Source organism: Dyadobacter sp., assembly GCF_017744695.1.
Taxonomy (GTDB): Bacteria; Bacteroidota; Bacteroidia; order Cytophagales; family Spirosomataceae; genus Dyadobacter.
This window is the reverse complement of the sequence record NZ_JAGIAS010000010.1, coordinates 161968-174841: the sequence shown is the minus strand read 5'-3', so window position 1 is coordinate 174841 and position 12874 is coordinate 161968. Positions and strand designations below refer to the sequence as shown.

General features: G+C 51.7%; 3 protein-coding genes. All 3 read left to right on the top strand.

The window, feature by feature from the left end; all coding sequences use genetic code 11:
- The first annotated feature begins 95 nt into the window (after window positions 1-95).
- The 3 genes from J7619_RS28705 to J7619_RS28695 all read left to right on the top strand — a co-directional run bounded on the left by J7619_RS28705 (window position 96) and on the right by J7619_RS28695 (window position 12755).
- Window positions 96-4163 carry an FG-GAP-like repeat-containing protein gene (locus tag J7619_RS28705; RefSeq protein WP_291207417.1) on the top strand — a complete coding sequence of 1356 codons (4068 nt, stop codon included), beginning with the start codon at window positions 96-98 and terminating at the stop codon, window positions 4161-4163.
- A gap of 200 nt (window positions 4164-4363) precedes the next feature.
- Window positions 4364-8428 (top strand): FG-GAP-like repeat-containing protein, encoded by a 4065-nt coding sequence (locus tag J7619_RS28700; protein WP_291207414.1) that lies wholly within the window; start codon window positions 4364-4366, stop codon window positions 8426-8428.
- Window positions 8429-8660: 232 nt separating this feature from the next.
- The gene (locus J7619_RS28695; protein WP_291207411.1) at window positions 8661-12755 is read left to right on the top strand and encodes an FG-GAP-like repeat-containing protein; all 4095 of its coding nucleotides are present in this window, start codon (window positions 8661-8663) and stop codon (window positions 12753-12755) included.
- Window positions 12756-12874: the final 119 nt, after the last annotated feature.

Below are 12874 nucleotides of genomic sequence, written 5' to 3'. Positions count from 1 at the left end.
CCAGAGAATAATCGCTTAGCTCTTTTAATGGACGCTCTCACAAAATTTGGGCGCGGGAATATTCCCAAAATCCAAAACATTCAATACACACGAGTATGAAAAAGATTTATCAACGGGCCATGGCGGTTGCCCTGGCCGGGACATCTCTCCTCGGGTTGGGGCTCTGGCACAAAAGCCACCGCGTCGCTCCAACTCACCCCAAAGCGGTCGCACAAACCGCAGACGCATTGCCGACCGGCGTTTCCGAAGCCACTTTGGCAGACATTCGCAGTTCACTGGAAAAACAGGAGTACCACATCTCCTACGACGAACAAAAGAAAAAGCTGCAAAGTCCCAACCGCAGGAACAACATCCGGGCCTACTATGAACCCGGTAAGCTGACCGTCCAGACGCGCGTCGACACGACCGGCCAGGGTTTCAAAATGGAACTGGTGAATGAAGGCGTATTCGCCGACGGGAAGTTACTCTATGCCCCTGAAATCACCGCGAAAGCCGAGCACCATGAAAACAAAGTGCAGATCAGTCACAGTGCATTCACCGAGGAGTTTGTCAACAACGAAGACGGTGTTCGCCAGAACTTCATTGTCGAAAATGCCCCCGAAGGCACTCGCCAGTTGCAGGTAAAAATGACTGCCAAAGGGCTTAAAGTGGAACAGGGCACCGGCAATGAACTACGCTTCTACTCCAAAACAGCGGACGGACAAACCCGCAACGAACTGGTATACAGCGACCTGAAATGCTGGGACGCGAACAAAAAGCCGCTGAATGCGGTGCTCGCTCACGTGGATAATCAAATCCAGATTAGCGTGGACGTGGCTAATGCCGCCTATCCGGTCACCATTGACCCGATTATTTCGAATGGTACACCGCAGAATGCGAATAAGGTTCTCGAGATCAACCAGAGCTATATGTGGCTGGGCTTCTCGGTTTCAAGTGCCGGGGATGTGAACGGGGACGGTTACAGTGACGTGATCGTCGGCGCTCCGCAGTACGACCTGGGCCAGGATAACGAAGGTGGGGCATTTGTGTACATGGGCCATGCGAGCGGATTAACCGCAACCGCAGTAACCCTTCAATCCAATCAGATTGGTGCCCAAATGGGACGCGCTGTCGCAAGTGCGGGGGACTTCAACGGGGATGGATTTAGCGACGTACTGGTTGGGATACCCTATTACGATGAGGATAAAGTCGACGCTGGAAGGGTAAACCTCTATCTCGGTTCCGGTACATTCTTTAATCCGCAAGCGGCAATTACCAGTTACAATTTTAGCAACGGCCATGCCGGTGCTCTAATGGGAGTCTCCGTAGCGACTGCGGGTGATATCGACGGTGACGGATTCAGTGATGTACTCATCGGTGCAATTCACGATGCGCAGGGACAAACCAAGGAGGGAACTGTGGCCGTGTGTTACGGCAGTGCCAATGGGAATATGTTTTCTGATTTCGCATATCTCCAAATTGATCAGCCTAATGCCAAATTCGGCTATTCTGTTGCTTCTGCGGGGGATATTGATGCGGATGGATACAGCGATATCATCGTCGGTGCCCGGTTTTACACCAACGGCCAGGGCCAGGAACAGGAAGGTGCGGCTTTTATTTACCGGGGAGGCAGCGGCGGCTTGCAAGGCAGTCCGACGATCATAGAAGGCAACCAATACGACGCCGCCATGGGTAACAAAGTAAGCTCGGCAGGGGACGTGAATGGGGATGGGTATAGCGATGTGCTTATCAGCGCCTATCTATTTGACGATCCGGGCAATAAAGACAACGGCAGGGTAAGCCTGTACCTCGGCTCTTCAACCGGTATTAGCTCACAACAACAACCAGCCAGAATCTTCTACGGAAATAATAACGATAACATGGGCTCCTCAGTCGCCTGCGCAGGCGATGTAAATGGCGATGGATACTCCGATATCCTGCTCGGTGCCCAGTACCACGACAACGGGCAGTTTAACGAAGGCGCCGTGTTTGTCTATCTTGGCTCGAAAGACGGCATATTTGGTGAACCCGTCGCGACAATGGAAAGCAACCAGGTTGACGGCTGGTTTGGCACCGCGGTAGCAAGCGCCGGAGATGTGAATGGTGATGGGTACAGTGATATCGTTATTGGCTGCTATACCTTCGACAACGGACAGAAAGACGAAGGGCATGTGTTTGTCTATCATGGCGGAGCGGAAGGGATTGGGACGAAGGATGCAGGCGTGATAACCAACAGCAAAACAGGGGCTCAAATGGGTCTTTCAGTAGCGAGCGCTGGTGATGTGAATGGCGATGGTTATGGCGACGTAATCATTGGCGCACCGTATTTTGATGACGGGCAAAGTAGCGAAGGAGTAGCCTTTGTCTACCACGGATCTGTTACAGGATTGACCACCAATGTTTACAACAGTAAACTGCAAAAAGACCAGGTGAACTCTTATTTTGGAGGCTCCGTGGCAGGCCCCGGTGATATCAATGGAGATGGTTATGACGACGTACTGGTAGGCGCCAAGGAATACACGAATGGCCAAAGTAATGAGGGCGTTGTATTCTTTTACCCTGGCTCCGCATCAGGAATCGACCAAAATGCCGCACCCTTTATATGCCAGGCAGATAAGGCTGATGCTGATTACGGTTTCTCGGTTGCCGGTGCGGGCGATGTAAATCGTGACGGGTATGCGGATATTATTATCGGTGCACCGACATATATCGCACAAGGCGTGGCGGTCGTCTACTTGGGTGGAATGAACGGCCCCGGCAATCCAACCTTTCTCACTGGATTCACCAATACTCATTTTGGAGAAGCAGTGTCGTCTGCGGGTGATGTGAACGGAGATGGGTACAGCGACGTAATTGTAGGCGCCTGGGGAGCAGCTATTGGAGAACAAGGTGAAGGATCTGCCTACATTTATCACGGTTCATCTGCGGGAGTAGATGCAACGTACGAGAAACGTCTGGAAGGCAACCAGATCGACGCCAATTTCGGCTATTCCGTAGCTTCCGCCGGGGATGTAAATGGTGATGGGTTAGGCGATGTAATTGTTGGCGCGCGCTATTACGACAACAATGAAGCTAATGAAGGGGCGGCGAAAGTTTATTACGGAACCCTCGGAGGCATCAATGACGTCAGCCCAGCTCCAACTTTACTGGAATCAAACGTCGCTGGCGCTTACTTTGGATCATCTGTCAGCAGCGCAGGAGACGTGAATGGCGATGGGTACAGCGACGTGATCATAGGGGCCTATTACTTTACAAATGGCGAAAATCATGAAGGCAATGCTTATGTATTTCATGGCTCACCCAATGGTATTAAAACGACCAGCTCATTCAATATCGAAAGCAATATCGCCAATCAATTGCTAGGTAGAGCTGTGGCAGGTGCCGGAGATGTCAATGGTGACGGATATAGTGACATTCTTGTCGGTGCACCAGGCTTCGACAATGGGAACGCGCTTGATGTGGGCGCCGCCTTTGTCTACTATGGAAACAATGGTAAAGGGCTGCGAAATAATGTTCGGCTTTACAACGATGGTACCACAACTCCAATTAACCATGGTAATTTCAATACTCAAAACTTTAATGTGTCCTTATTTGCAAAATCATTTCTTGGATTAGGAAGGCTTAGAGTAGTAACAGAGACAAAGATCTGTGGAATTCCGTTTTCAAAAATCGGGAACAATACTATTACAACTAGCACGGAATATAATGGTGTTTCAACCTTATTTGTGCCGCCGTTGACCGGAATTGAAGTTAAGACAAACGCCGAAAAAGAAGGTATCAGCACCCGTGTCCGTATACGCGTCCGCTACTCCCCCGTCCTCGCCATCACCGGCCAGATGTACGGCCCGTGGCGCTACGTACAAAGCCAGCTTGCCGGCTACACCAACGCCCCGGTACCGGAAGAAGCCATGGCCGAAACCATCAAAAGAAAGGCGGAACCGGAAGTTGAATCATCCATTTCCCTTTTCCCCAACCCGGCTTCGGACCGGCTGTCTGTTCAGGTAGCAGACCCTTCCGACATCCGCGCGACACGGCTGTATAACACCAGCGGGACGCCTGTTTTCCAATCGCAGCGATACGAAAAAGATATTGACGTAAGCAAACTTCCCGGAGGTATTTACATCCTCATGCTCGATCGGGCCAACGGCAAACCTACCTCGCACAGGATTTTGATCCGGCGATAACTCTTCACTTAAACGCCTCCCCAGTGCCGTGGGGAGGCGTTTTTTTTATGCCATTTCGGGTGCTCCGTCCCGTCTACTCATTCCATTCCACCCGGCGAATAAACGGTTTGAAATCACTTTTGAAACATAGGTAAAATTTACGCAAGTGCTCCGCGTACCCCTCCTTGTAATCGATTGTTTCACTTAAAGTTTTTCAAACTATGAAAAGTCGTTACATGCCCATTCTGTACGTCGGAATGGTTTTGGCCGCATTCGCTGCCGGTTTTCACGCACTCGACCGCCTCAGCCGGTCACTTCCACGAAACCCTTCCAAAACAAGGACAGCCTCCGCATTACCCGCGGAAATGCCGCAGGCAGCCCTGTCCGAAACAACCCTGTCAGATATTCGCAAGTCGCTGGAAAAACAGGAATACCACATTTCCTTCGATGAGCAGAAGAAAAAGCTGCAAAGCCCCAACCGCAGCAACAACATTCGTGCCTACTACGAGCCCGGCAAACTCACCGTCCAGACCCGCGCGAACACCACCGGTCAGGGCTTCAAGTTTGAGATGGTGAATGAAGGTGTATTCGCCGACGGGAAGCTGCTGTATATCCCGCAAGCCAGCGCGAAAGCCCAGCACCATGAAAACAAAGTACAGATCACCCACAGCGCATTCACCGAAGAGTTTATCAACAACGAAGATGGCGTACGCCAGAACTTCATTATCGAAAGCGCCCCGGAAGGCACCCGGCAATTGCAGGTAAAAATGTCCGTAAACGGCCTCCGGGTAGCACAAGGCTCCGGCAACGAACTCCGCTTCTATTCCAAAACACCCGATGGAGGAACCCGCAACGAACTCGTGTACAGCGACCTCAAATGCTGGGACGCCAACAAGCGGCCACTGAATGCAACCCTTGCCTACGTGGATAATCGCATCCAGATCAGTGTGGATGTCGCTGGTGCCGCCTATCCTGTCACTATTGACCCGATTATTGCCAACGGTACGCCACAGAATGCTAATAAGGTTCTCGAGATCAACCAGAGCTATATGTGGCTGGGCTTCTCGGTTTCGAGCGCGGGGGATGTGAACGGGGACGGATATAGTGATATCATCGTGGGTGCCCCGCAGTATGATCTCGGACAGGATAACGAAGGTGCCGCATTTATATACCCAGGCTCAGCATCCGGGATACTGGCAGGCGCGGTAATACTTCAATGCGATCAGGCGGGTGCTAAAATGGGATATTCCGTTTCGACAGCCGGGGATTTTAATGGGGACGGGTATAGCGATGTATTGGTGGGGATTCCGTACTACGACTTAGGCGGAGGGAAAGACAACGGATTGGCAAGATTATATTATGGTTCTGCACAAGGCATTCCTGCCAACTCTGTTCCATTGACCTTTCCAACGGCTGAATCCGGTGGTTGCTACGGTATATCTGTCGCTTCTGCCGGCGACATTGATGCCGATGGATTTAGTGATGTTATTATCGGAGCCCATCTGGCTGACTTAAATCAAAATGGTGAAAAATCCGGTTTCGTAGCTGTTTATTATGGCGCTCCTATAAATGGGAAAATGGAGCAGTACCTTCATCCGGATGTGGCGGGAGCCATGTTCGGCTACTCTGTCGCTGGCGCAGGAGATGTCGATGCCGATGGGTTCGGCGACGTCATCGTAGGCGCCCGGTACTATACCAATGGCCAGGGCCAGGACGCGGAAGGAGCAGCATTTGTCTACCGCGGAAGTGCAAACGGCCTAGATAAGAATAATCCGGTAATCATTGAAGGCAACCAGTACAACGCCGCCATGGGCAATAAAGTAAGCTCGGCCGGGGATCTGAATGGGGATGGATATAGTGATATTCTCATAAGTGCTTATCTGAAAGATGGGCTGTTTACCGATGAAGGGCAGGTGCAACTACACTATGGATCGCCCACGGGTATCGATCCACAAAAATACGACATCTTTTCTGGTGGTCATCAAAACGACCACATGGGCTCTTCAATCTCCTGTGCGGGAGATGTGAATGGTGATGGTTATGCCGACATTCTGGTAGGCGCTGAGTACTACGATAATGGTCAATTCAACGAAGGCGCCATATTTGTCCATCACGGCTCAAAGTACGGCAAAGTCGATAAACCAGCTTCCATCCTGGAAAGCAACCAGGCCAACGGCTGGTTCGGTACGGCGGTTTCCAGCGCAGGGGATGTAAACGGGGACGGTTACAGCGATATTCTAGTGGGCTGCTACACTTTTGACAACGGGCAAACGGATGAAGGGCACGTATTTGTTTACCACGGCGGAGCAGAAGGAATTGGTACGAAGGACGCCGTGACGCTTTCGGGCAGTGTTTCCGGCGCGATGATGGGCTATTCTGTTGCCAGTGCAGGGGATGTGAACAGTGATGGTTTCGACGATGTAATTCTAGGAGCACCGGAGTTTGATTTTAATGGGACAACTGGTGGCGTCGCTATCGTATACTATGGCTCTGTGAATGGGATTGTACTGGGTAACCAGACTATGTTGAGCAAAAATCAGGCAGGTGCTAACTTTGGAATATCGGTTAACGGGGCTGGCGATGTGAATGGAGATGGTTATGACGATGTCGTTGTAGGGGCAAATGCATACGATAATGGTCAATCCGGCGAGGGAATCGCTGTTGTATATTACGGTTCTAATTCAGGTGTCAGTCAGGCTTCCAGCAAGACCCTTGAGAACAATACCGCCGATTCCATGTTTGGCTATACTGTTTCGGGGGCCGGCGATATCAACCGTGATGGTTATGCTGATCTAATTGTCGGAGCTCCCGGGATTTCGGCTGGACAGGCCACCTTTGGCGCTGTTTATGTCTATTCAGGCAGCAGCAGTGGTCCGGCTAGTCCCGTAACGATACCGGGCACTGAACCCGATGCAAATTTTGGTTCGTCCGTCTCGTCGGGCGGGGACATCAATGGTGATGGATATGCCGACATTATTGCTGGAGCGGACGATAGCAGCATGGGGCAGGCCGAAGAAGGTGCCGCTTACGTATTTTACGGCTCATCTGCGGGGATCGAAGTTGGTGGAAAGGTATTGCAGAGCAACCAGGTTGGCGCCCGTTTCGGCGCGTCGGTTTCCGCTGCGGGGGATGTAAATGGCGACGGGTATGGGGATATCATTATCGGTTCTCCCGTGAATAATAACAAAGGTGCTGCACTCGTGTACTACGGAGCAAGTGCTGGGATTAACGAGTTAAATCCCGGCATACTTGCATCAAATTCAGGGTTTAGCCGAATGGGCTGCTCTGTCAAAAGTGCAGGAGACGTTAACGGGGATGGTTACGCAGATGTAGTAGTAGGCGCAAGCATCTTTGAAAACGGGCAAGCCAATGAGGGAAAAGTATTTGTTTTTCATGGTTCTCCTACCGGTATCAAACCAACAGCGTCATTTAATTTCGAAGGCGATCAGGACAATGCAAAACTCGGTTTCTCCGTCTCCGGCGCGGGCGATGTAAACGGCGATGGGTATAGCGACATCATCGTCGGCGCTCCGCATGCCAATTACAACCAGACCAACGATGTCGGCGCGGCAACGGTTCTTTACGGTAATAATGGCCAGGGCCTGAAAAACAATGTCCGCCTTTTCAACGGCGACCTGGTCACGCCACTCAATCATAATCAATTCAGCCTATCCAATTTTGTAGCTACGCTATCTGCTAAATCATTTATTGGAAAAAATAAAGGCAAGTTTGTCTGGGAAACCATGGGGCCGGGAGTTCCTTTTTCCAAAGTCGGCAGCAATCCCATCACTACCAGTAACCTGTTTACCGGATCCAGCACCTTCACCGCCCTGACCGGCATTTCGACTACGCTGGGAGGCAGTATTGCCAAAACCCCTGTTGCCACCAAACTCCGTGTGCGCGTGCGTTATTCACCTGTACTGGCGATTACGGGCCAGATGTACGGCCCGTGGCGGTACCTGCAATCGCAACTCGCAGGGTACAACAACGCCCCGGTACCTGAAGACACCGTGGCTGAAACCATCAAAAGAAAAGCGGAACCCGAAATTGAAACTTCCGTTTCTGTGTTCCCGAACCCGGCTTCGGACCGGTTGTCTGTTCAGGTGGCCGACCCTTCCGATATTCGCGGAGCCCGGCTGTACAACACCAGCGGAACGGTGGTTTTTCAATCGAAGCGGTATGAAGAAGACATTGACGTAAGCAAACTTCCCGGCGGTGTTTACGTCCTGATGCTCAACCGGGCCAACGGCACAGCTACTTCGCACAGGATACTGATCCGGCGATAATCTTCTCCCAGCGCCTCCCCCGTGCCGTGGGGAGGCGTTTTTTCATTCTGCATGCCGGGCATCGCATGCCGCGCATCGCATGCCGGGCACTCCTTGCCGGGCACTCCATGCCGGGCACTCATTATCTGTCATCCGGCAGCTAAACGGTTTAAAATCAGTATGGGCAGATCGGCAAAATTGATACAGGCATTCAGCCATTAACCGATTGTTTCACCTTTAAATATTTCGCACTATGAAAAGTCGTTACAGGTACGTTGTGTGCGTGGGAGTCATTTTAGCAGCGTTGACTGCCGGTCTCCACGTGCTCGACCGCATCGGCGGTTCCGTAATACAAAACGCCGCAACTCAGCCGACCTCCGCATTGCCTGTATCCGATTCCAATTTGTCGGATATCCGCAGTATGCTTGAAAAGCAGGAGTACCACATCTCTTATGATGAACGAATGAACATGTTGCAAAGCCCCAACCGGGCGCACAACCTCCGGGCCTATTACCAGCCCGGCAAGCTTACCGTCCAGACCCGCGTCGATACCAAAGGCCGGGGTTTCAAGTTACAACTGGTGAATGAAGGCGTATTTGCCGACGGCAAGCTGCTCCACAAGCCGGAAACCCATGCAAAAACTGCACATCATGAAAACAAAGTACAGATCGCCCATGAAGCATTTACAGAGGAATTTATCAACAATGAAGACGGCGTCCGCCAGAATTTCATCATTGAAAATGCCCCCGCTGGCACCCGTCAGTTGCAGATAAGGATGATGGCAAAAGGCCTTGAAGTAGAACAAGGTTCCGCCAACGAGCTGCGCTTCTACTCCAAAGCGGCTGACGGACAAACCCGCAACGAGCTCGTGTACAGCGACCTCCAATGCTGGGACGCCAATAAACAGCCGCTAAATGCGACGCTCGCGTACGTGGACAACCGCATCCGGATCAGCGTGGACGTAGCCAATGCCGCCTACCCTGTCACCATTGATCCGATCATCGCCAACGGTACCCCGCAGAATGCCAACAAAGTACTGGAAATCAACCAGAGCTATATGTGGCTGGGCTTCTCGGTATCGAGCGCGGGTGATGTGAATGGGGACGGATACAGTGATGTGATTGCGGGCGCACCGCATTATGACCTGGGCCAGGACAATGAAGGTGCGGCTTTTGTCTATAAAGGTGGTCCGAGCGGATTGACATTAACCGCTGTAACTTTGGAATGTAACCAGAAAGATGCCGAAATGGGATACTCGGTTTCCAGCGCAGGGGATTTTAATGGGGACGGATTTAGCGATGTGCTGGTAGGAATTCCATATTACGACGGTGCCCAAACTAACCAGGGAGCGGCGAAACTTTACCTGGGGTCCGGTACTTTTTTTGCTCCTCAGGCCGTAATCACGAGCTACACCTACACCAAAAACGTAAACCCGGAAGCTTTAACCGGCATAGCGGTGGCCACTGCGGGAGATGTGGATGGCGATGGATATAGCGACGTATTGATAGGTGCCCACCAGGACTCGAATGGACAGATCAAGGAAGGTACCGTTGCCCTTTGCCACGGTAGCGCAAACGGGGATTTAAACACCAAACTCGTCACGCTCGAAGCCAATCAGCCTAATGCCCATTTCGGCTACTCCGTCGCCGGAGCAGGGGATGTAGATGGCGATGGCTTTGGCGATGTGATAGTGGGAGCCCGTTTTTATGCCAGTGATCCGAGCCAGGCGGGGGAAGGGGCGGCTTTTGTCTATCGCGGAACCGCCAGCGGCCTGGATACTAACAATCCGGCAGTTATTGAGGGTAATCAATTGAACGCTGCAATGGGTAATAAGGTAAGTTCGGCTGGGGATGTGAATGGAGATGGGTATAGTGATATTTTGATTAGTGCTTATTTGTATGATGAACACCAGGAAGGTATCACGTACGAGGACGGAGGAGCGGTTTTTCTCCATTTGGGCTCGGCGACAGGAATTCAAGCATTTTCGTATAAAATTTCCAAAAGTTATCAAACGAACGCACAGCTAGGTTCCTCCATCGCCTGCGCAGGCGATGTGAATGGCGATGGTTATTCCGATATTCTCATAGGTGCTCAGTATTACGACAACGGCCAATTCAACGAAGGTGCTGTATTCGTGTATTACGGTTTTAAATACGGGGTGGGTTACAACCCGGTTTCCACACTGGAAAGCAACCAAATCGACGGCTGGTTCGGTACTGCCGTTGCGAGTGCGGGAGATGTGAACGGGGATGGATATAGCGATATCCTGGTCGGCTGCTATACTTTTGACAACGGTCAGAAAGATGAGGGGCATGTCTTTGTATACCACGGTGGCCCAAAGGGAATTGGCACTGAAGATGCCGCGGTGCTTTCAGGTACCGTTCCGGGTGCAGGGATGGGCTATTCCGTGGCGAGCGCCGGGGATGTGAACAGCGATGGATTTGATGATGTAATCGTTGGTGCGCCGGAATATGATTATAACGGAACCTCCGGAGGGATCGCCGTCGTATATTATGGTTCACCAACCGATATAGATCCAAATAATAAACTGATTTTAAGTAAAAAATTAGCCGATAGCTGGTTCGGTTCGTCGGTCTCGGGCGCCGGGGATGTGAATGGGGACGGGTATGCCGATGTGCTCATAGGAGCTCCCAAATATGACAATGGCCAGTCTGACGAGGGAGTCGCATTTCTGTACTACGGTTCCAGTTCAGGGATCAACGCGGGGTCGAGCATCCTGTTGGATAACAACCTGGCAAATGCCTATTTTGGCGCATCGGTGTCGGGTGCGGGCGACGTGAACCGCGATGGCTATGCCGACATTGTCATCGGGGCCCCGAATTATGGCGCTGGGGAAACGCTGGAAGGAGCCATTTTTGTTTACTACGGATCACTCAGTGGCCCTACCAATCCTGCAATTATCGAATCAAACCTTCAAAATACATCACTTGGCGAGGATGTTTCGTCGGCGGGTGATGTGAATGGCGATGGGTATGGGGATATCGTGGCGGGGGCCATTAACTATACATCCGGGCAGCAGGCCGAGGGAGCGGCGTTTATATTCCACGGTTCAGCACAGGGAATTATCTCCAATAATCCCAAAATCCTTCAAAGTAATCAAGACGAAGCGAGTATGGGCACGTCGGTTTCCGGGGCTGGTGACATCAATGGCGATGGTTACAGCGATATTATTGTCGGCGCTCCCGGCTACAACAAAAATGAACCAGACGAGGGAGTCGCCATCGTATACTATGGTACGGGCAACGGAATCAGCGAGGCCAATCCGGCCCCGTTTGTTCTGGAAGCAAACGTTCCTGGTGCACTTTTCGGCACGGCGGTCAAAAGTGCTGGCGATGTAAATGGTGACGGATATTCCGATGTGATTGTAGGCGCCAAAAGTTTTTCAAACGGAGTTGACTACGAAGGGAAAATATATGTTTTCCATGGCTCGCCCAACGGCGTCAAACTAACGGCTTCATTCAGCTTTGAGAGTGACCAGGGCAATGCGGAATTGGGAACTGCTGTTTCCGGGGCAGGCGATGTCAATGGCGACGGATACAGCGATATTATCGTCGGTGCTCCGCATGCCAATTACAACCAGACCAACGATGTCGGCGCGGCAGTGGTTCTTTACGGCAATAATGGCAAGGGCCTGAAAAACAATGTCCGCCTTTTCAACGGCGATCTGGTCACTCCGCTCAATCATAACCAGTTCAGCCTAGCCAATTTTGTAGCTACGCTATCTGCCAAATCATTTATTGGAAAAAATAAAGGCAAGTTTGTCTGGGAAACCATGGGGCCGGGAGTTCCTTTTTCCAAAGTCGGCAGCAATCCCATCACGACGAGTAATCTATTTACCGGCGCCAGCACCTTCACCGCCCTGACGGGCATTTCGACTACGCTTGGAGGCAGTATTGCCAAAACCCCCGTTGCCACCAAACTCCGTGTACGCGTGCGCTATTCACCCGTACTCGCCCTCACCGGCCAGATGTACGGTCCGTGGCGGTACCTGCAATCGCAACTCGCAGGATACAACAACGCTCCGGTACCGGAAGACGCCATGGCGGAAACCATCCGGAGAAAAACAACAGCCATCGACAACGAAAACGCTGGGCTATCCATTATCACCTACCCCAACCCCGTTTCAGACAGGCTGTACATCCGAACGGAAAAGGCGGATCAGATCCGTTCGGTCCGACTCCTGACCCCGGATGGAAAACTGAGCTACCAATCGCAAAGCGGGGCAACAGAAGTGGATGTAAGAAACCTGGCTCCGGGAATGTATGTGCTCCAAGTCACGCGGCGGGACGGCACTCAGAGCTCGCATAAAGTCGTTGTAAAGAAATAACCACCCCGTATATCATGCCAAAGCGGCCTTCCGGATTCCCGGAAGGCCGCTTTTTTGCCTTAGAATCATTACACTATCCGCCAGGCTAAACGGATTCGGTGAGAGACTCCGGTAACTGC

Bases quoted from the DNA above. Each gene is read 5' to 3' on its own strand.
- J7619_RS28700 (WP_291207414.1), top strand. From the start codon at position 4,364: ATGAAAAGTCGTTACATGCCCATTCTGTACGTCGGAATGGTTTTGGCC.
- J7619_RS28695 (WP_291207411.1), top strand. From the start codon at position 8,661: ATGAAAAGTCGTTACAGGTACGTTGTGTGCGTGGGAGTCATTTTAGCA.
- J7619_RS28705 (WP_291207417.1), top strand. From the start codon at position 96: ATGAAAAAGATTTATCAACGGGCCATGGCGGTTGCCCTGGCCGGGACA.